Here is a 20,081-nt window from a genome sequence, read left to right as displayed (position 1 = left end):
AATATTCCACAAGGAGCGCAGCATGCCAGTCGCTACTGTTTCACCGACCATTGTCGATACCCGATACCTCGACGCACTATTTGCGTCCATAAAAGAAGCCCACAGCGCGCTTCGCCCTGTCGTCAGCATCACACCGCTGACTCGCAGCCCCCGTTTGTCGGCACTGACCGGCTGTGAAGTGCTGCTCAAATGCGAACACCTGCAGCACACCGGTTCATTCAAGTTTCGCGGTGCCAGCAACAAGATGCGCCTGCTGCCGGCCGAGGCGCGCAAGCAGGGGGTGATAGCTGCCTCTTCCGGTAACCATGGGCAGGCACTGGCCCTGGCCGGCAAGATGGCTGGCGTGCCAGTGAAGGTCTACACCACCACCGGCGCATCGGCATACAAAACAGAGGCAATGCGCGCGCTGGGCGCCGAAGTGGTCTGCCTGCCCACCGACCCGCTGAGTGCAGAGCTGGAAGCCGCCAGGCAAGCCAAGGCCCACGGCGTACCCTTCGTGTCCCCCTACAACGACCTGCAAGTCATTGCCGGCCAGGGCACCATAGGCATGGAGTTGTTCGAGCAGGCGCCAGACCTGGACGCGGTGTTCGTTGCCGTGGGCGGTGGCGGGATGATTTCCGGCATCGGCGCCGCCCTGCGCGTCCTCAAGCCGGGTACTGAGATCATCGGCTGCTGGCCGGCAAATGACCCAACGCTGCAGCAATCACTCAAGGCTGGTGAAATCATCGAATTGGATGCCTGCGAAACGCTGTCGGACGGCACGGCTGGCGGCGTCGAGCCAGGCTCCATCACCTTCCCGCTTTGCCAGGCGCTGCTCACCGATACCGTGCTGGTCAGCGAGGACGAAATCCGCTGCGCCATGCGCGATATCGCCAACAGTGAGCGCTGGATCATCGAAGGCGCTGCAGCGGTTGCGGTCGCCGGCATGCAGAAGCTCGCCGAACGCTATCAGGGCAAGCGTGTCGCGGTGATCCTGTGTGGCCGTAACATCCTGCTGGAAAAGTTCCTCGAGGCCGTTCAATGAGGGTTTTCAGCAAGGCGCAGATCATCGCCCGCTTCAACCCCGAGCTCGCGGTCAGCCAACTGGAGGAAGGCTTCATCGCCTATTCCGAAGGCAAGGTGCAGGTGCCGCCCGTGCAGGGCTTCGCATTCAAGGGCGCGAACGGTGACTGTTGCGTGAAGTCGGCCTACATCGAAGGCAGCCCGACCTTCACCGTAAAGCTTTCGACAGGCTTCTACGACAACCCGTCCAAGGGCCTGCCGAGCAATGACGGCCTGATGCTTGTGTTGTCTGCACACACCGGTCAGCCGCTGGCACTGCTGCAGGACCAAGGCTGGCTGACTGCCATGCGCACCGCGTTGGCCGGGCGTATCGCCGCCCGGCTGCTGGCGCCGGCCCAGGTCAAGGCCATTGGTATCCTCGGCACCGGCATGCAGGCGCAGATGCAGCTTGAGCAGCTTCGCGCGGTGACCGATTGCCGCCAGGTCATTCTCTGGGGCCGGCATGAACGCGGGCTTGCGGCCTATACCGCATTTGCCCGCGAACTGGGCTTCGGGGTGCACAGCACGCAGGATGCTGCCGAGGTTGCGGGCGCTGCAAACCTGATCGTCTGCACCACCCCTTCTCGCCAGGCGCTGTTGCACAGTGATTGGGTCCAGCCGGGTACGCATATCACCGCCGTCGGTGCCGATGCGCCCGGCAAGCAGGAACTGGACCCGGCACTGGTGGCCAGGGCAGACCGTATCATCGTCGACGCCATCGCCCAGTGCAGCCAGTACGGCGAAGTGGCCCATGCCCTCGGCAGTGGCCAGATCAACGCTCACCAGCTGATCGAGCTGGGTACGCTGCTGGCTGGCCGCGCCAAGGGGCGTGAGCACGACGGCCAGATTACCTTGGCGGACCTGACCGGTGTGGCAGTGCAGGATGCACAAATCGCAAGCTACGCCTTGGCAGCCCTGTGCACCTGAGGCGACAACAGCGTCAGCGCAAACGTTGCACCTGCGCTGGCGTGCGCTGCATCAGCACCTTGCCATTGCGTACCGATACCAATGCGTGCCCCTGGCTGCGCACCATCTCGTAATCATCCGGCGCCGACAGCAGCAACAGGTTCGCCGGCCGCCCTACCTCTATGCCATAGCGCTCGCCCAGGTTCAGGGTGCGGGCGCTGTTGTCGGTAATCAGGTCCAGGCAGCGCTGCAGGTCTTCATAGCCGAGCATGTGACAGATATGCAGGCCGGCTTCGAGAATGCGCAGGATATTGCCATTGCCCAGTGGGTACCACGGGTCGACGATGGAGTCCTGGCCGAAGCACACGTTCATGCCGGCGCGGTCGATCTCGGCCACGCGGGTAACGCCACGACGTTTCGGGTAGTTGTCAAAGCGCCCTTGCAGGTGAATGCTCTCGGTCGGGCATGACACAAAGTTGATGCCCGACAGCTTGAGCAGGCGGAACAGCTTGTAGCAATACGCATTGTCATACGAGCCCATGGCCACGGTGTGGCTGGCCGTGACCCGGGGCCCCATGCCGCGTACCCGTGCTTCTTCGGCCAACACTTCGAGGAAACGTGATTGCGGGTCGTCAGTCTCGTCGCAGTGCACGTCTACCAGACAGCCGGTACGCTCGGCCAGGTCCATCAGGAACTTCACCGACGATACCCCCTGGTCGCGGGTATTTTCGAAATGCGGAATGCCGCCGACGACGTCGGCGCCAATCGCCACGGCTTCAGTCATCAGCGCCCGGCCGTTGGCGTACGACTCGATGCCCTCCTGCGGGAAGGCGACAATCTGCAGGTCGATCAGCTCACGCACCTCGTCACGTACCTCGACCATGGCCTTGAGCGCGGTGAGTTTTGGGTCGGTCACATCGACATGGGTGCGCACATGCTGGATACCGTGGTCCACCAGCATGCCGATGGTTTTTTTCGCACGGGTCTTGATGTCGTCGTGGGTGGTGATTTCCTTGCGCTCCGACCAGCGCTCAATGCCTTCGAACAACGTGCCGCTCATGTTCCACTTCGGCTCACCCGCGGTCAGCGTGGCATCAAGATGAATGTGCGGCTCGACAAAGGGCGCGACCACCAGGTTTTGCCCGGCGTCCAGGTCATTGACCGTAGCGGGCGCCACGCCGTCGGTCTGGGGCACGATGGCGGCAATGCGCTCGCCGTTCAGTTCGACGCGGAAAAGGCCAGGCTTGCCGCGCAGGCGTGCGTTGATAATGTTCATGCTGTTACTCCTTGCCGTGGGCTTCGCTCATGCGCCATACCAGCATGGCGACCGAAGCATTCATGCGAAAAAGCGGGTCGTCCAGCGACTGCCCGCTCAGTTGTTCGATGCGCTGGATGCGCTGATTGATCGTGTTGCGGTGCAGCCCCAGACGCTGTGCGGCCTTGAGCCCGTTGCCATTTTCCATGAGCAAGGCGTCGAGGGTATGCACCAAAGCATGGGCGTGTTTGCGCCCAGGGGCGATCAGCGGGCCGAGGGTGCGGCTGACGAAATCGTCGACCAGCGAGCGGTCGACAATACCTTGCAGCAGGCGCAATACGCCGAGCTCGCTGAAGTTGCAATAGCCGTTGGCCGGGCGCAGGTGCTGCGCCACATCCAGCGCCTGGCGTGCCTCGTTGAGGGCCTGGCGATAGTGCGCGCAATCGTCAGCGAGGCTCGACAGGCCCATGTAAAGGCCCAGTTCATCAGTCGCGGCTTGCAACTGCCGGTACAGTGCGCCCAACGTCTCGGGTAAGTCCTGTGTATCGGCCAGCAGCACCACGAACAGGTCGCCCGGCAACTGCGCCGTCACACTGCCGGGCCGCTGACGGCACCAGGCTTCGAGCTGGTCTTCCAGGGCCTGCCGGGTGGCTTGCCAGGTACGCTCGCCGTGGGCCAGCCCTTGGCGCTCGAACAAGGCGTCCACGCCCGTCAGGCGCAACGCCAGCAGGCGCCGCGGTTTATCCAGGGCCAGTTGCAGGTGTGCTGCCCGCTGCCGGGCAATCGCCAGGCTCGGGTAGTCGCCTGTGAGCAGTTGCCCAAGGATGTCGTTACGCGAGCGGCGCGCCTGACTCATCTGTACCAGTGCAGTGCCGATCAGGTGGGTGACCACCACCATCTTCAGCGCGTAGGGCTGTTCGATCAGCGGCAAGCCCAGTAGCTCGGCGCGCGCGATAACGGGCGCCGGGATGCTCTGGATGAAACTGCCGCCGGTGAGAATCACCATGCCGGCAATGCCCACGGCGTCGCCATCCTCCACCAGGCTCAGCAGGTTGGCTTCGCCGCGCGGGTGATTGATGCCGGTGACGAATACCAGTTCACCGCCCATCACCCATTCGGCGATACCCTCGTTCTCCGCCACGTAAGGCCAGCGTACCCGCCGCTGCAGGTTGCGCGCGCCGGCCCGCACCTGCATTTCGTGCAGACCGGGCAAATGCAGGAGCTCGTCCAGCGCCAGGCTCATGGCTCGACGCCTGCCTGGCCGGGCGCCCGGCGGCGTGCGCCCAGCTCTAGAATGACGATGTAGCACACTGCCGAGGCGGCGATGCCCACCAGCGGCGCGACCCACGGTGAGGCATAGGCCAGTACTGCGCCCACGGCATAGGCAAACAGCCCGGTGAGGTTGTAGCGTGGCAGGTTTGCCGTACCCAGTGCCGGGTATTTGCCGCGGTGGCGGTACCAGAAATCAGCCATGATCACCCCACCCACCGGCGGAATGATCGACCCCAGCAGCACCAGGAACGGGATCAGCATTTCGTACATGCCACCCATCGCCAGCACAATGCCAACCCCGGCCGCCACCAGCGTTGCCGTGCGCCGGCGCTCGCTGCGCAACAAGTGGCAGGCGGCGGCCGACACGTTGTAGATGGTCGGACCCTGAATGGTCCACAGGTTCAGGCACAGCATCACCACGGCCGCGAACGACAGGCCCTGCAGCATCATCACGTCGACGATATCGGCCTGCTGGTAAACCATCGCGCACCACGCCCCGGCCACCACCATCAGGCCGTTGCCAAGGAGGAATGCCACCACGCTGGCGATCACCGCTACCCGGCCACTGCGTGCCAGCCGTGTCCAGTTGGTGGCTTGGGTGGCGCCACTGGCGAAGGTGCCGAAGACCATGGTCACTGCCGCCGAAAAGGTCATGGTTTCATGCGGGACGACTGCAGCCAGGCCGGCAAAGCCACCGGCATCGCGGGTGGCGATGTACATGGACACCAACAGCAGCACGAACATCAATGGCACCGACACCCGCGACAACAGGTCCAGCCCCTTGAACCCAATGATGGCCGTAATGCTGAAACCCAGCCCGAACAGCACCATCAACGGCATGCCGAAGCCATCCGCCAGCCCCAGCAGCTTGACCAGCACGATGGCCACCGTGGCCGTACCCCAGGCATACCAGCCCAGTTCGGCAAAACCCAGCAGAAAGTCCGAGAGCCGGCTCCCCGCTTCACCGAAACAGAAGCGTCCCATCAACACGGTATTCAGCCCGCTGCGTGAGGCGATGAAGGCCAGCACTGCGGCATACAAGGCAAGCAAACTGTTGCCGAGGGTAGCCACCCACAGCATGTCGACAAAACTGAATGCCATGCCCAGCTTGCCGCCGGCGAACATCGTGCCGGTAAAGAAGGTGAAGCTGAACAAGACCATCGCGATCGGCAGCAGGCCCTTGCGGGCGGACTGGGGGGCTTCGCTGAGCGGAAATTCGCTGGGTGAGCTCATTGCACGGGGCTCCGGGTGAGTAGTTGGGAGCGGAAAGAGCAATATGCGGGCCGCTTTTTCCTGCGCCGCCACCCGGAAGAAATCGGGCTGCTCGCCCAGAATTCCCTATGCACTGTGCACATTAAAGCTGCGATTTGACGATCTGGAGTGTGCGTGACGACTTATTTTGAGGCGCTCATGCACCAAAGCGGGCCTGGGCTGGGTAGTAATCACCCAGCCCACGGCGGTTTACACGGTCCCGTCCAACCCCATTTGCCAGAAATCAGCCTCCAGGCTGGAGGCCTGGCCAAAAATCCCTGCCAGTTCGGCGAACCGCTGCTCGGTCATGCTGCGCGCCGCCAGTTCATCCAGGTGCTTGCGCGCTGCTGCGGCCACCCCTTGGTAGCCCTCCCCGGCATACTCGCCAATCCACTCGCGGTAGGGGTGATTGCTCAAGTCGCCAATACGCTCGGCCAGGGTCCGGCCGATTTCGGCATAGCCGATCACGCAAGGTGCCAGTGCCACGTGCAGCTCCAGCAGGTCGCCGGCTGCGCCGCAGTCCAGCACATAACGGGTGTATGCCACCGTGGCCTGATGCTCTGGTGCGGCCTCGATGTCTGCCTGGGTCAAGCCCCAGCGCGCGCACAGGCGCAAGTGCAGCTCGGTTTCATCCAGGATCGCCGCCAGCCCGGCCTGCGCCGCGCGAATGTCGGCCGGGCGGCGGCTTTTGTAGGCAGCCAACGCCCAGGCGCGGGCGAACTGGATCAGGAACAGGTAATCCTGCACAAGGTAGGTCCGGAACGCTTCCTCGCTTAGCGTGCCCTCGCCCATTTGACGCACGAAGTCATGGTCTACGTAGCGGTTCCATTGTGGCGAGGCAGCTGTCTTGAGGCGCTCGAAGATATCCATGCTCATTTGCCCTCCGGGTACACTGCATCGAAGAAAGCCAGCTCCAGCGCCACGGTGCGCTGGTAGAAGTCACTTGCCAATGCGGCCTCCTGCGGGCCGACGCGGTCCAGTTCGGCCTGCAGGAAAGCGACGAATGCCTGGAATGCCGGGTTGTCATGCAGGGTAATCCACTCGGCATGGACGAAGTTGTCCGGCATCGGTTTCGGCGCCTTGAGCGCCCAGTCCAGGTACAGGCCTTCGGCAACGTTCAGCACCGCCAGTGCCGCTGCGTAGGAACGGGTGGCTGCCGCTTCGCGCATGATCGCCTTGAAACCTGCGGTAGGCGCGGTATCGGCCGGTTCACTGCGTTGCGCCGGGCTGACACCCAAGGCCTCGAAGGCACGCAGGAAGTAGGTGTTCTCGTCACTGCAGATCATCCCGGCAAAGCGGCCGAAGCGCAGGCGGGCTTCAAACGTGTCAGCGGTGGCGATGGCCGCGCCTAGCAGGGTCACGAAGCTGTCGAGGAAACGGTGGTCCTGGACCAGGTAGTCGACCATGATCGGGTCCGGCAGGCTGCCGTCGCACAATCGGGTCACGAAACGGTGGCCAACGGCCGCCGACCAGGTCGGCTCGCTCTGGCGGCGCAGGGACTGGCTGAAACGTTCGGTCATGTTGCTGTCCTTGATGAGGGTGACAGCGAGACCTTGAAAGTTGGCATGGACTGGCCTCGCAGTGAGGCCGGCAAAAAGGCAGGTTACAAGCCCCATCCCTTCGCCGGCATGATCCGGATCAGGTTCGAAGGGTCACCGCGCTGCAGCGTTCAGCGGTTTCTCAGCCCATTGCCGGGCTCCCCTTGGTAGCGCTCAGGTATACCCGAGGGCGCCGCGGCTGTCACGCCCCAAACTGTGGGCAATGGTGACCCGCTAATGGGTATCTGTCCCCATTCTTGACGCGCCATCTTTGAGTGCACGCCAGTCGCTGCAAGGTTATGTATGTCAAAGCATTACTGAAATATCTATTGGCATAGCTGTTGCTGATGGCCATTTAACGGGCAAAACGCCATTGATGGCTTAAGGCCCTAAGGCCGCAAAAGAGGCTTAAGCCAATGAAAACACCTGCTGCGAGTCACGCGTCCAGACGCGTGTTCCATCTGTCCTCCGTCACGGCACTGATGATCAGCCTCGGGTTGATCACGGCCATGGCAGCCCCCCTCGACGACAACAGCATGCCACCGCCGACCGACCCTTCGGCCTACACCGACCAGCCGGATGACCCGACCGCTGCCTTGCTTGAGCTGAACACCATGCCGGAGGCCAACGAAGGCTCGCTGGAGCTGACCGATGGCGCGTATGGCGACCGCAACACGGTAGGCACCGACAACGTGCTGCCGCCGGCCCTGCAAACATCGGACAAGTACCCTACCAACGGCAAACCCAGCCCGTTGTTCGGTGCACAACCTTTCACCCAGCAACTGTTGCTGTTCGAAGAATTCGGGCCAGAGAAGCTCGACCCGACCACGCCGGCGCCCGATCTGACCTTCCCGGTACCGACCCTCGGCGCGGCCCCCGCGCAAGACCCCAACGTGGTGGCACGCAGCGGACCCAGTGGCAGCGCTTTGGAAGCGTTTCTCAAGCAACCCGGCCTGTACCCGTTCCCGACCCAGTACGCCAACGTGCTGGACCGCAATCCATGGAAGGCGCAGATCGAGATGTTCCTCAACCGCCAGCCGGTCGGCTCGCCCGCTGAAGGCCGGCCACCAGGAAAAGGCTGGTCGCACCAGCGCTGGACCGAGTTCTACCCGCAGGCAGCGTTCAAGACCGCCCAGGCCGGTGCGCGCATCAACCTCGGTCTGCGCGACCGCAAGCAAATGCACAACTATGCCGTCGGCGAATTTGCCCCGGGCGGCCTGTACTACCAGACCTCCGACATTCCGACCACGCTGGGCACCACCAAGGGCATCGACACACGCTTCCATCCGAACATGCCGCTGCAAAACCACAAATCGCTCTGGACCTTCGACGGCACTTTCCCGCCCAAGCTGCTGATGGTGCGCTACGGCCAGCCAATTCTGATGCGCCATTACAACGCCCTGCCGATTGACCCCTCGGCCAACGGTGGCTTTGGCCTGCATACCATCTCGACCCACGAGCACAACGGCCACTCGCCGGCCGAAAGCGACGGCTTTGCCAACGCGTACTTCTTCCCCGGCCAGTACTACGACTACCGCTGGCCGGTGCAGCTGGCCGGCTACGACACCATCAACACCCGTGCCCAGGACCCGCGTGCAGCTTTCCCCTGCTCGCCGGGTGAAACCTTGTTCGTCAACGATGGTTCACCGGGCCTGAAAACCTGCGAGAACGGCAGTATCAAGATTCGTGGCGACTGGCGCGAAACCATGAGTACCCACTGGTTCCACGACCACATGATGGATTTCACGGCGCAGAACGTCTACAAGGGCAACGCCGTGATGATGAACTACTACAGCGCCCTGGACCGCGGCAACGAGGCCCTGCAGGACGGGGTCAACCTGCGCTTCCCAAGCGGGTCAGCCATGCCTTGGGGGAACCGTGACTATGACGTCAACCTGGTGATTGCCGACAAAGCCTGGGATGCCAATGGCCAGCTGTGGTTCAACCCGTTCAACACGGACGGCTTCCTCGCTGACCAGATTCTGGTCAACTGGCAGTACAAGCCCAAGCTCAAGGTGCGTGCGCGCAGTTACCGCTTCCGTCTCCTCAACGGCTCGGTGTCGCGCTACTTCAAGTTCGCCGTGGTGCGGGAGATTGCCGGTACCAGTGGTGAGTTCAAAGGCCCGTCCGGCTCCAACCTGTCGTATGCGCGGGTGCCGTTCCACATGATCGCCAACGACGGCAATATCATGGAACACGCGGTGCCATTCGACGGCACGATGGACCTCAATGGTGACGGCAACCTGCAAGACAACAACGGCGTCTTGCCGTTGCAGGCCATTGCCGAGCGCTACGACATCATCATCAACTTCGCCAAGAACGGTATCAAGGCGGGCGACAAGCTGTACTTCGTCAACCTGATGGAGCACGACTCCGGCAAAGGTCCGAATCAAGCTATCCCGTTGGCCGACGTGCTGTCGGAAAAATACAAGGCGGTAATCAAGCAGACCAGCAAAGGCCCGCAGTGGGACAACGGCGACCCGGCTGTCGGCAAGTTTCTGCAACTGTGGGTGCAACCGTACACCGGCCAGGACCTGAGCATGGACCCGGTAGCCTATGAGCCGGCCAAGCCAGGCAAAGCTGCTGGCCTGAAAATGCTGCCCCTGCCCATTGACCGCGACGCCGCAGCCGACCAGGCCAAACTCAAGGATGCCCGCCACCGCGAGTTCATCTTTGGCCGCTCTGACGGTACGGACACCACCCCGTGGACCATCAAGACCGACGGCGGCTTTGGCTACAGCATGGACCCGCGCCGCATCAGTGCCTCGCCGCAATTGGCCAACCAATCCACCGACGGTGGTTTTAGCGGCGACGGCACCCTGGAAGTGTGGAAGATCGTCAACGGCGGCAATGGCTGGAGCCACCCGGTACACGTGCACTTCGAGGAAGGCGTGATTCTTAGCCGCGACGGCAAGGCCCCGCCAGAATGGGAAAAATGGGCGCGCAAGGATGTGTACCGTATCGGGTCGGAACCTGATTCGTCCGAAGAGGTGGAAATGGCCATCCGCTTCCGCGAGTTCGCCGGCACCTACATGGAGCACTGCCACAACACCCAGCACGAGGACTCTTCGATGCTGCTGCGCTGGGACCTTGAACACCCGGGGCAGTTCCAGGTGATGCCCACCCCGCTGCCAGGATGGGATGGCGTGCGTTACATGGCCTCGGTAGGCCTGCCAACGTTCCGCACCAAAATCGATGACGACAATGACGACCCGGCCAACAAACCACCTGTCGTGGCCAATGACAGTGCCGCAACGACTGCAGGCAAGGCGATCACCCTGAACGTGCTGGCCAACGACAGCGACCCGGACGGCAACGTACCGCTCACGGTCACCGGCCTCAGCCAGCCAGACTCCGGCCAGGGAGCCGTCAGCACAGACGGCACCACCGTGACGTACAACCCACCCGCTACGGTCGCCACGCCGTTCACGGCCAGCTTCAATTACACGGCGCGTGATACCAAGGGAGCCGAGTCGGTGACCCCGGCCACGGTCAGCATCGCCGTAACCGCAGCAGCGGCGGCCGACGAGCTCAAGGTCACCAGTGCCACGGTGCAGGTACGCAGCGGCAACCGTTTCACCTGGGATGTGCAGGGGACTACCACGGTCGCCACGGGCAACAGCATCAGCGTGACTGCAGCAACCACTGGTGGTCCGGTAAGCCTGGGGAACGCGACGCTGACTGCCACGACCACGGGGGCCCGTTGGCGGGTAGCGGTGACCACCACCGGCTTTGGCCCGGCCACGCCAGCGACGGTCACGGTGAAATCGACGCTGGGCCAGATGGTGACAGCGCCAGTCACATACAAGTGAGTGCAAAGCGGGGCCGCTATGCGGCCCCCATCAGCCAACCCACGAGGACCGCATCATGCCCAGCTCATGGCGTTTCCTGCTGGTACTCGCGTTGTTCGCCGCCAGCATTCCGTTCTGGCCGCTGCAACCCCAACGAACGGTGGCCGAAGCAGCGGCCTCTCCCTGGGGGGCCAGCTATTTCCCCAACATCCCCTTGCTCACTCAGGACGGCGAAAAAGTGCATTTCTTCGACGACCTGATCAAGGACAAGGTGGTCGCCATCAACTTCATCTTTACCGGCTGCTCCGACTCCTGCCCAGTAGAAACCGCTCGCCTGCGCCAGGTACAGAAAATCCTCGGTGACCGGGTCGGCAAAGACATCTTCCTCTACTCCATCAGCATCGACCCCTATAACGACACCCCAGCCACCCTCAAGCGCTATGCCGAAAAGTTCGGCATCGGCCCAGGCTGGACCTTGCTGACCGGCGAACCCGACGACATCGAGCAACTACGCCGCAGCCTGGGGTTGTGGATCGATGGCCTGGAAAACGGCCGCTCAAAAGACCACAACCTGAGCCTCATCATCGGCAACCAGGCCACCGGCCGCTGGATGAAAGCCTCACCTTTCGAAAGCCCGTACATCCTTGCCGACCGCCTGGGCAACAGCCTGCACAACTGGAAGCAGGCCAGCGCCATGAGCAATGACTACGCTCAGGCTCCGCAAATTCGCTCACCCAGCAGCGGCGAGCAGATATTCCGTACCCGCTGCTCGTCCTGCCATACCGTGGGCAACACCGAGCCAGGCCAGCCAGGCATCGGCCCCGACCTGCTGGGCGTGACCCGTCAGCGTGACGCCAACTGGCTGGCCCGCTGGCTCAAGGTGCCCGACCAGATGCTGGCCGAAAAAGACCCCTTGGCCATGCTGCTGTTCGAACAATACAACCGCCTGGCCATGCCCAACATGCGCTTGGGCGATGCCGAAGTCAGCGCAGTGATGAGCTACCTCGAAGAGGAAACGGCTCGCTTGCAAACACCCATGGCTAATAGGGAAATCCCCTAAAGGCTATTGGCCACCAGTCATCAGGCTGTCATCTTATTGTCGTATTTTCCGAGCATTACCCAGGGTCGGGAACTATCAGCAGTGATTCGCCGTTCGCTTTCCTCCTCCAGCCTTCTGCGACTGCTGATCCTGATGCTCTGTGCAGCGACCCTGGCCTTTCTCTGGGGGCTGCACGTCACGCAGAAAGCCACCGCCCGACAGGGTGCACTGTCGGCCAAGGCCATCGAGCACCTGAACCTGGCCAGCATCCTGGGCGAAAACCTGCGACAGCTTGTCGACCGCGCCCAGGCGGTGGGTCGTGTTACCCAGGACGACATGAAAGCGCTGCGCCAAGGCAACTTCAGCCTGGTACCCAGCCTGGCCGCAGACCCAGTGTTCAAGCGCTTGAGCCTGTACGACCGACAAGGCCGGCTGCTAGCGGCCAGCCACGCCGATGAGGCCGCCGAGTTGCCGGCAGACTGGTTGCACCAACTGCTGCGGCACATTGACCGCTACGGTTTCAAACCTTTCCTGCCGAGCATTCAGCCTGTCAGCCAAAACGCTGCCCCGCCCACTGGGCGCCTGCCCTTCCTGCTGCCGTTGACCAATTCGACCGGCCGGGAAATCGACAACCTTTTGGTGGTGCAATTGGACGTCGGCTACCTGGCGGTGCTGTTCCAGCCTATCGACCTGGGCAACAGTGGCCTGGTGCGTCTGCTGCAGGATGACGGCCTGGAGCGGCTGCGCCTCGACAACAGCGGCGTGGTGACTGCGGGCGACCTATTGCAGCCACCGCTGCCGGCACTAAACACCGAAGCGGGCATGCTGACCCAATACGTAGCGGGTGATGCCTACCAAAGCTTGTACCGCCATGTACCCGAGCACGGCTTCAGCGTGGTGGTCAGCCAGCGCCAGGCAGAAATCCTCGCACCCTCGACGCTGGCCTATTCCCGGCAGTTCTGGTTGAACCTGAGCATGACCCTGATGATCCTGGCCAGCCTGCTATGGACCTTGCGCCTGCTGCGCAAGCGCCAGGAGGCCTTCGACGCGCTCGAACATGCCCAGCAGGTCAATCAGCAACTGATCGTGCGCCTGGAGGACGAACACCGGCGCAGCAGCCACGCCGCCGCCACCGACCACCTCAGCGGCCTGCACAACCGCCGCCAGTTCGTCGAAGTGGCCAGCCAGGCGCTGACTCGGCAACGTGGCAAGCGCCGACTGATGGCGATCCTGTTCATCGACATGGACCGCTTCAAGTCGATCAACGACTCGCTCGGACACAAGATTGGCGACCTGCTGCTACAGGCTGTGGCCGGGCGTATCCAGCGCCTGCTGGAGCCCGGCGACGAGGCTTCGCGCTTTGGCGGCGACGAATTCGTGGTGCTGCTGGCCGGCGAGCGCAGCGAGGAGCAGATCAACGCCTGGGTCCACGAACTGGTGCAGAAACTGTCGGCCGCGTACGCCCTGGATGGCCAAGAGGTCAACACCAGCCCCAGCGTAGGGGTGAGTATCTGCCCGCGTGATGGCCAGGACATCGACAGCCTGATACGCAGTGCCGATGCTGCAATGTACTCGGCCAAGCAGGCAGGACGCGCGCAGTATCGCTTTTTCGACCCCTCGCTCAACCTGGCCGATGTCCAGGCTTTCACCCTTGAGCAAGCGTTCGGCAGTGCCTTGGCCGAACGCCAGTTCGTGCTGCACTACCAGCCACAGATGCGCCTGGACACCCACCAGGTACTGGCCTACGAGGCGCTGGTGCGCTGGGACCACCCTGATTTCGGCCTGTTGTACCCGGACCGCTTCATCGGCCTGGCCGAGCGCAGTGGTTTCATTGTCGAACTGGGTTGGGAGGTGCTGCGGCTGGCCTGTGAAGCCTTGTCGAGCTGGAATGCCCAAGGCCGCAAGACACGGCTGGCAGTCAATGTCTCCGCCCTGCAGCTGCGTCAAGCCGATTTCGCTGACCGGCTGCTGAGCAAATTGCAGCATCACGGCATCGCGCCCCAGCAGCTGGAGCTGGAAATTACCGAAACCACCATCCTCGACCCCGAAGGCATGGCGGTGGCGCACCTGCATACGTTGCGCGGCGCAGGTTTGGGTATCAGTCTGGACGATTTTGGCCGTGGCTACGCCGGCTTTGCCCACCTGCATTCACTGCCCCTGAGCAAGCTGAAGATTGATCGTTCGCTGATCGCGGCGCTGTCCAACAGCCATGACGACAGCCCTATCGTGTCCTCCACCATCATCCTGGCCAAGCGCCTGGGCCTGGAAGTGGTGGCCGAGGGGGTGGAAACCCGTGAGCAGGTGGTGTACCTGAAGCTTGCCGGCTGCGATATCGCCCAGGGCTACCACTTCAGCCGGCCACTGTCGCTGCCACAGCTGTGGGTTTACCCGCCCTTCAACGGTATCGAGGACAAGGCATGCGTGTACTGAGCGCAACGGCAGGCTTGCCGATGGCGTTGGGCAAGGACAGGCAACGCATTTCGGTTTATCGTGTACCGATCACACACCGACACCCGCACCATGACCGATATCGAGCGCTACCTTCGCGCCGCCACCCGTGACAACACCCGGCGCAGCTACCAGGCCGCCATCGAGCACTTCGAAAGCCATTGGGGCGGCTTTCTCCCGGCCACCGCCGAGAGTATCGCCCGCTACCTAGCCGATCATGCCGACCAGCATGCAGTCAGCACCCTGCGTCAACGCCTGGCCGCGCTCAGCCAATGGCACGTCGCCCAAGGTTTCCCCGATCCGACCAAGGCGCCGTTGGTACGTCAGGTGCTACGCGGCATCCGCACCCTGCACCCGACGCCGCCCAAGCAGGCTGCCCCGCTGTTGTTGCAACATCTGCAAACCGCTGTAGCGTGTTTTGAAGAAGAAGCCCGACAAGCCCGCGAGCACCATGACTTGGCAGCCCTGCGCCGGGCTCATCGTGACAGCGCATTGCTGCTGCTGGGTTTCTGGCGTGGTTTTCGCGGCGATGAGCTGGCACGCCTGCGCATCGAACACATCCAGGCGCAAGCCGGTGTCGGCATCACGCTTTTCCTGCCGCGCAGCAAGGGCGACCGCGAAGCCTTGGGCGTACAGCACCGCACCCCTGCCCTCAAGGCCTTATGCCCTGTCACTGCCTACCTGCAATGGCTTGAAGTCGCCGGTATTGCCCATGGGCCGGTGTTCCGCAAACTCGACCGCTGGGGCAACCTTGGCGACAACGCGCTCAACAGCAACAGCCTGGTGGGCCTGCTGCGGCGCATGCTGGAACGCGCCGGGGTGCCGGCGGCACTGTATACCGGCCACTCACTACGGCGTGGCTTCGCCACTTGGGCCACGGCCAATGGTTGGGAACTGAAGTCGCTGATGAGCTATGTGGGCTGGAAAGACGCCAAGTCGGCGCTGCGCTACATCGACTCGGCGCAGCGTTTTGGCGATCTGGCCGTGCTACCGGCCAGTCAGGTGCAACCGCTTATTCCTTGAAGCTGTACCTGGCGACGCCGCCAATTTCCGGGCGAATGGCATACAGGTCGCCAGCGTCCGGATAATGGTGCAGGTCTTCTGGCGTCATGTCGTAACGCGCGGTACTGATGTACAAGGTGTTCATCCCGGGCCCGCCAAAGCAGCAGCTGGTGGGGCACGGTACTGGCATCAACACCTGGTCGGTCAGGTGCCCGTGGCGGTCGTAGCGCAGCAGGCAGCTGCCATGGTACTGGCACACCCACAGCCCGCCGTCGCGGTCCAGCGCCAGGCCATCCGGCCGGCCCAGTTCGGCGGGGGTTTCGGCAAACAGCGTAACAGCGCCCAGCCGGCCTTCGATGAGGTATTCTGCGCGGTAGATCGCACGCGCCGCCGAGTCGACGAAGTACACCGTGTGGCCGTCCTGAGACCAGGCAAGGCCGGTGGGCAAAGCCATGTCATCGTGGATCACCTGGTCGCTCAATTGCCAGTCAAAACGAAAGAGCGCCCCGGTATTGCCGCTGAGGGCCTCGTCCATCAGGCCGGTGACGAAGCGTCCCTGCGGGTCGCAGGCGCCGTCGTTGAAGCGGTAAGTCGAGCGCGGATGCACTGATGCCGAATGCTGGCTGACCTTGCGTGCTGGCACATCGAAGATGGCCACGCTGGCATCCTCGGTGAAAATCAGGTTACCCCGGTCGGTCAGCGCCAGGGCGCCAATACGCGCGGCAGACTCGTAAAGGCAATCGACTTCGCCATCGGGTGTCAGGCCGTTGATGCGCCCGCCAGAGATATCGACAAAGTACAGCACGCCACTGCGTTCATCCCAGACCAGGCTTTCACCAAGGTCCGCGCGCGTGTTGGCCACTTTGACCGGCACGTAATTGCATTCCTTGATGCGGCGCCAGCGCTCGGCCACCTGCACACGGCCGAGGTCCCGAGGGTAGCTGACACTGCTGTATTCGTTGAAGCGCGTGGCGATGTGCTGGCTAATGCTGGTGCGCAAGGTGCAATCAGTGGGATGGCACAGCGCACCGGCCAGATGAGTAACGGGCATTTCTGGCTACCTTCAATTCTCCTTTCTTACGATATCAACAAAAAAATCAATGACTTAATATTAAAAGCATGCAACTTTGATATCCCATGGATATCACCGCTGAGTCGCCGCGCTGCAGGAATGCTGGATGATCGAAACACGTTTGCTCAGGCAGTTCATCGCCGTGGCCGAAGAGCTGCACTTTCACAAGGCCGCCCAGCGCCTGCACATGGCGCAACCGCCGCTGAGCCAGGCGATCAACCGGCTTGAGGAAAAGCTCGGCTTCGGCCTGCTTCTGCGCAACAAGCGCGGGGTGCGCCTGACCGCAGCGGGTGCAGCGTTTCTCGACACCGCCTACCGCACGCTTGCTGAACTGGAACAAGGGATCGAGTACGCGCGCAGCGTTTCGGCGGGGGTCAGCGGCAAATTGACCATCACGGCCATTTCCATCGCCTATTACGACTCGCTGCTCAACCGCTTGCGCCGCTTTCGGGAGACTTATCCGAACGTGCAGCTGACCATCCGCGAGATGCCATCCGCCTCCCAGGCCAAGGCCTTGCTGGCTGGTGAGGCGGATATCGGCTTCATGCGCAGGCTACCACTGCCGGCCGGCACCCTGGAGGCACGCTTGCTGCTTGACGAGCAGATCGTCATGGCGCTGCCCGCCAGCCATCCCAAGGCGCGGCACGAGGCCGTCGACTTGCGCGAATTTGCCGATGAGGACTTCGTGTTCACCCCGCAAGCGCTGGGCGGCGGCTACCACGCACAGTTGGTTGCGTTGTGCGAATCGGCCGGGTTCTACCCCAAGGTCGTGCAGGAGGCGGCGCAGATCCACACCCTGCTGGGTCTGGTGGCCTGCTGCTTTGGCGTGGCCCTGGTGCCGGCGTCCTTCGTCCGCTCAACCCCGCGCGAACGCGTGCAGTTTTGCCCCATCCGCCCTATCGATGACCAGCCACCCCCAGGGCTTGGGCTGTACATGAAATGGAACGCCCAGAATGCTTCGCCAGCGCTGGCCAACTTCATTGCCATGTTCGAGACACAGCAATAAGGCCATTTCTACAGGGTGTTCAGCCTCGCTTCGCGCAGCGCCACAGCCGACCGATATCACAAGCCCTGGCCTGCAACAGCTCGGCAGCATTTGCACACGCCTGCTCCAGGCTCATCGGTCCATTGGCCAGTGCAAATGCAGCGTCGACCCCATGGGCATACAACTGCTGATACCCCTCCCCCAAGGTCCCGGCCAGTACCACCACCGGCACGCCATGGCGCTTGGCAACCCGCGCCACCCCCATCGGCGTCTTGCCGCGCAGTGTCTGGGCATCGAAACGCCCCTCGCCCGTCACCACCAGATCTGCCCCTTGTGCCAGGGCGTCAAGGCCAGCCAGCTCAGCCACGACTTCCACCCCAGGGCGGAACTGCGCGTCCATGAATGCCCGGGCAGCGAAGCCCATGCCACCGGCCGCACCACAACCAGGGTAATCGCGCACATCCGCGCCCAACAGCAGCGCACAATGGTCGGCAAAATGATTCAGCGCGTGGTCCAGCGCCTCCACTTGCTGCGGGTTGGCACCTTTCTGCGGGCCGAAGATCGCCGATGCGCCGTTGGCGCCACACAATGGGTTGTCGACATCCGCCGCGACTTCAAACTGCACCCCGGCCAGGCGCGGGTCGAGACCGCTGGCGTCGATACGGGCCAGCTTGGCCAAGGCCAGGCCGCCCTCTTCCAGCGCTTGCCCGTCAGCATCCAGCAGGCGCAGGCCAAGCGCTCGCAACATGCCACTGCCGGCATCGTTGGTGGCGCTGCCACCGATGGCCAGCACCACACGCTGAGCGCCGGCGTCGAGGGCTGCGGCAATCAGCTCACCGGTCCCCCAGGTGCTGCTGCGGCAAGCATCGCGCTGGCCGGTTGGCACCCGTTGCAAGCCACTGGCCTGGGCCATTTCGATGATTGCGGTGCGACTTTGCGGCAACCAGCCCCAGCCGGCCTCGACGTGCTGCCCCAATGGCCCGCGCACGGCCTGGCGGCGCAGTTCACCCTGGCTGGCGGCCAGGATCGCCTCCATGGTGCCTTCGCCACCGTCGGCCATTGGGCACTCGACCAGTTCAGCCTCGGGCCACGCTTCGCTCAGGCCCGCAGCGATGGCGCGGGCGACACCGGCAGCGTCGAGGCTGTCCTTGAACGAGTCGGGGGCAATCACGATTTTCATGGGGTTTCTCCTGTCCTGATGAGCGGCATGCTGACAGGTGGCTGCCCAGGTGGCCTCGGTCAAATGCACAAAACGCCGGCCGGGTTGTTTGGGCAGATGCCTTTTTGCCTGTACTGGCCCAATCGCCGGCAAGTGAATACTTCAGTCAGCTGGCAACAGCTGCAACCCCAGATACAAGCTAAGCATCCCTTCCAGGCGCAGCGGGTCGACCTCACCCAGCTCGGCTATTCGCTCCAGTCGATAGCGCAGACTGTTGCGGTGGATGCCCAGGGCATCGGCACAGGACTGGCTTTGGCCGTCATGTGCACACCAGGCGCGCAGGGTGGTGAGTAACTGCCCACTGCTGTCCTTGGCGCGGATGCGTTGCAACGGCTCCAGCAGCTCGTCCAGCGCATCGTCGTTACGGTGGCGCCACAGCAGCGCCGGCAGCCGGTAGCGCTGCAGGCTGAGCAATCGTTCGCGGGGCAATACTTCGCGGCCATAGGCCAGCAAGTCACGCACCCGGCGGTAACCACGGCGTAACTGCTCCAGGCTCTGCGCTGCACTGCCCAGGGCCAGTCGCTCAATGTCCCAGCCGTGGCGTTGCAGGCGTTCCAGCAGGCGCAGTTCATCCAGTGCCACGCCTGCCGGGCGGCACCACAGCAACGACTGGCGGGCCGGGCTGACGCACCAGCTATCCGGATAACGGCTCATCAACCATGCGGCCAGCGCCTCGGCAGGTGGCCCCGACGTAATCTCGAACAGGCACGGTATCCGCGCCAGCTGAGGTTTCAAGCCCAACTGACGGGCTTCGTCCAGCAAGCGCGGGGCGTTACCGCTGCCGCCGAGCAACAGCGCCAGCAGGTCGTCACAGCGCTGCCTTCGCCATTGCTGGTCAGCCTGTAAATTGCGTTGGGCCAGCAGCATTTCGGCGGTCATGCGCACCAGCTCGCCATACGTGCGCACCTGCTGCGGGTCGCCGGTCAGGCCTAACACGCCCATCAGCCGCCCATCGAGCATCAATGGCAGGTTCACTCCGGGCTGCACGCCCTTCAGGCACTTGGCCGCGTCGGTATCCAGCTCGACGATCCGGCCATTGGCCAAGACCAGCTGCGCGCCCTCGTGACGGGTGTTGATGCGCTCAGGCTCACCACTGCCCAGGATCAACCCTTGGCTGTCCATGACATTGACGTTGCAAGGCAAGATGGCCATTGCCCGGTCAACGATATCCTGCGCCAGGTCATGGTCGAGTTCGAACATTGCGGGGTCCTTTAGGTGTTTGGCTTTTGGGCTCGGGCACAGCAGCCTGGGCCAAGCGCTGT

Annotated in this window: 15 protein-coding genes and 1 riboswitch; of the genes, 7 read left to right on the top strand and 8 right to left on the bottom strand. The window is 63.1% G+C overall.

What is annotated here, in order from left to right:
• Positions 1-22: 22 nt before the first annotated feature.
• A complete protein-coding gene (locus tag AC3WLP_RS14790) occupies positions 23-1,024 on the top strand; it encodes a threonine/serine dehydratase (RefSeq protein WP_012052334.1) in 1,002 nt (333 codons plus the stop codon).
• A complete protein-coding gene (locus AC3WLP_RS14785; RefSeq protein WP_014756687.1) occupies positions 1,021-1,968 on the top strand; it encodes an ornithine cyclodeaminase family protein in 948 nt (315 codons plus the stop codon). Before AC3WLP_RS14790 ends, AC3WLP_RS14785 begins: the two co-directional genes overlap by 4 nt.
• A 13-nt stretch (positions 1,969-1,981) precedes the next feature.
• On the opposite strand, the gene codA is transcribed toward AC3WLP_RS14785, so the two are convergent.
• From codA to AC3WLP_RS14760, 5 genes are all read right to left on the bottom strand, one after another.
• The gene (gene codA / locus AC3WLP_RS14780) at positions 1,982-3,223 is read right to left on the bottom strand and encodes a cytosine deaminase (protein ID WP_012052336.1); all 1,242 of its coding nucleotides are present in this window, start codon (positions 3,221-3,223) and stop codon (positions 1,982-1,984) included.
• 4 nt (positions 3,224-3,227) lie between these two features.
• Complete coding sequence (locus tag AC3WLP_RS14775; protein ID WP_088513194.1) at positions 3,228-4,445, bottom strand: PucR family transcriptional regulator; 1,218 nt, start codon at positions 4,443-4,445, stop codon at positions 3,228-3,230.
• A complete protein-coding gene (codB, locus tag AC3WLP_RS14770; RefSeq protein WP_014590990.1) occupies positions 4,442-5,707 on the bottom strand; it encodes a cytosine permease in 1,266 nt (421 codons plus the stop codon). Before codB ends, AC3WLP_RS14775 begins: the two co-directional genes overlap by 4 nt.
• Before the next feature lie 228 nt (positions 5,708-5,935).
• Positions 5,936-6,601 (bottom strand): thiaminase II, encoded by a 666-nt coding sequence (tenA, locus tag AC3WLP_RS14765; RefSeq protein ID WP_012052339.1) that lies wholly within the window; start codon positions 6,599-6,601, stop codon positions 5,936-5,938.
• A complete protein-coding gene (locus tag AC3WLP_RS14760) occupies positions 6,598-7,245 on the bottom strand; it encodes a TenA family protein (protein WP_004374380.1) in 648 nt (215 codons plus the stop codon). The genes tenA and AC3WLP_RS14760 overlap by 4 nt, the downstream gene beginning before the upstream one ends.
• Before the next feature lie 78 nt (positions 7,246-7,323).
• Positions 7,324-7,438, bottom strand: a riboswitch (TPP riboswitch).
• A gap of 241 nt (positions 7,439-7,679) precedes the next feature.
• Here AC3WLP_RS14760 and AC3WLP_RS14755 point away from each other — a divergent pair.
• From AC3WLP_RS14755 to AC3WLP_RS14740, 4 genes are all read left to right on the top strand, one after another.
• Entirely contained in the window at positions 7,680-11,075 is a 3,396-nt protein-coding gene (locus AC3WLP_RS14755; RefSeq protein WP_088513195.1) for an Ig-like domain-containing protein, read from the top strand.
• A 55-nt stretch (positions 11,076-11,130) separates the two neighbouring features.
• Positions 11,131-12,114 carry an SCO family protein gene (locus AC3WLP_RS14750; protein ID WP_019751634.1) on the top strand — a complete coding sequence of 328 codons (984 nt, stop codon included), beginning with the start codon at positions 11,131-11,133 and terminating at the stop codon, positions 12,112-12,114.
• A gap of 81 nt (positions 12,115-12,195) precedes the next feature.
• Positions 12,196-14,523, top strand: a complete 2,328-nt coding sequence (locus AC3WLP_RS14745) for a putative bifunctional diguanylate cyclase/phosphodiesterase (protein WP_014756682.1) — start codon at positions 12,196-12,198, stop codon at positions 14,521-14,523.
• 60 nt (positions 14,524-14,583) lie between these two features.
• Positions 14,584-15,564, top strand: coding sequence for a site-specific integrase (locus tag AC3WLP_RS14740; protein WP_012052344.1), 981 nt, complete (start codon positions 14,584-14,586; stop codon positions 15,562-15,564).
• Here the strand turns inward: AC3WLP_RS14740 and AC3WLP_RS14735 are convergent.
• Positions 15,554-16,594 carry an SMP-30/gluconolactonase/LRE family protein gene (locus AC3WLP_RS14735; protein ID WP_088513196.1) on the bottom strand — a complete coding sequence of 347 codons (1,041 nt, stop codon included), beginning with the start codon at positions 16,592-16,594 and terminating at the stop codon, positions 15,554-15,556. The genes AC3WLP_RS14740 and AC3WLP_RS14735 overlap by 11 nt on opposite strands.
• A 127-nt stretch (positions 16,595-16,721) precedes the next feature.
• Here AC3WLP_RS14735 and AC3WLP_RS14730 point away from each other — a divergent pair, with 127 nt between their 5' ends.
• On the top strand, positions 16,722-17,621 hold the full coding sequence (locus tag AC3WLP_RS14730) for a LysR substrate-binding domain-containing protein (protein ID WP_088513197.1): 900 nt from the start codon (positions 16,722-16,724) through the stop codon (positions 17,619-17,621).
• 19 nt (positions 17,622-17,640) lie between these two features.
• Here the strand turns inward: AC3WLP_RS14730 and AC3WLP_RS14725 are convergent, their stop codons facing one another.
• Together AC3WLP_RS14725 and AC3WLP_RS14720 are read right to left on the bottom strand one after the other, a co-directional pair.
• Positions 17,641-18,780, bottom strand: a complete 1,140-nt coding sequence (locus AC3WLP_RS14725; RefSeq protein WP_088513198.1) for a glycerate kinase — start codon at positions 18,778-18,780, stop codon at positions 17,641-17,643.
• Between the two features lie 141 nt (positions 18,781-18,921).
• Positions 18,922-20,019 (bottom strand): sugar diacid recognition domain-containing protein, encoded by a 1,098-nt coding sequence (locus tag AC3WLP_RS14720; protein ID WP_014756678.1) that lies wholly within the window; start codon positions 20,017-20,019, stop codon positions 18,922-18,924.
• Positions 20,020-20,081 lie beyond the last annotated feature (62 nt).

This window comes from Pseudomonas sp. FW305-E2, assembly GCF_058782925.1.
Note: the sequence above shows the minus strand (reverse complement) of the source record. Positions and strands in the feature narration are given on the sequence as shown.

Excerpts from the sequence above, each read along its gene's own strand:
- AC3WLP_RS14790 (WP_012052334.1), top strand. The coding sequence starts at position 23 with ATGCCAGTCGCTACTGTTTCACCGACCATTGTCGATACCCGATACCTC.
- AC3WLP_RS14785 (WP_014756687.1), top strand. The coding sequence starts at position 1,021 with ATGAGGGTTTTCAGCAAGGCGCAGATCATCGCCCGCTTCAACCCCGAG.
- codA (WP_012052336.1), bottom strand. The coding sequence starts at position 3,223 with ATGAACATTATCAACGCACGCCTGCGCGGCAAGCCTGGCCTTTTCCGC.
- AC3WLP_RS14775 (WP_088513194.1), bottom strand. The coding sequence starts at position 4,445 with ATGAGCCTGGCGCTGGACGAGCTCCTGCATTTGCCCGGTCTGCACGAA.
- codB (WP_014590990.1), bottom strand. The coding sequence starts at position 5,707 with ATGAGCTCACCCAGCGAATTTCCGCTCAGCGAAGCCCCCCAGTCCGCC.
- tenA (WP_012052339.1), bottom strand. The coding sequence starts at position 6,601 with ATGAGCATGGATATCTTCGAGCGCCTCAAGACAGCTGCCTCGCCACAA.
- AC3WLP_RS14760 (WP_004374380.1), bottom strand. The coding sequence starts at position 7,245 with ATGACCGAACGTTTCAGCCAGTCCCTGCGCCGCCAGAGCGAGCCGACC.
- AC3WLP_RS14755 (WP_088513195.1), top strand. The coding sequence starts at position 7,680 with ATGAAAACACCTGCTGCGAGTCACGCGTCCAGACGCGTGTTCCATCTG.
- AC3WLP_RS14750 (WP_019751634.1), top strand. The coding sequence starts at position 11,131 with ATGCCCAGCTCATGGCGTTTCCTGCTGGTACTCGCGTTGTTCGCCGCC.
- AC3WLP_RS14735 (WP_088513196.1), bottom strand. The coding sequence starts at position 16,594 with ATGCCCGTTACTCATCTGGCCGGTGCGCTGTGCCATCCCACTGATTGC.
- AC3WLP_RS14730 (WP_088513197.1), top strand. The coding sequence starts at position 16,722 with ATGATCGAAACACGTTTGCTCAGGCAGTTCATCGCCGTGGCCGAAGAG.
- AC3WLP_RS14725 (WP_088513198.1), bottom strand. The coding sequence starts at position 18,780 with ATGAAAATCGTGATTGCCCCCGACTCGTTCAAGGACAGCCTCGACGCT.
- AC3WLP_RS14720 (WP_014756678.1), bottom strand. The coding sequence starts at position 20,019 with ATGTTCGAACTCGACCATGACCTGGCGCAGGATATCGTTGACCGGGCA.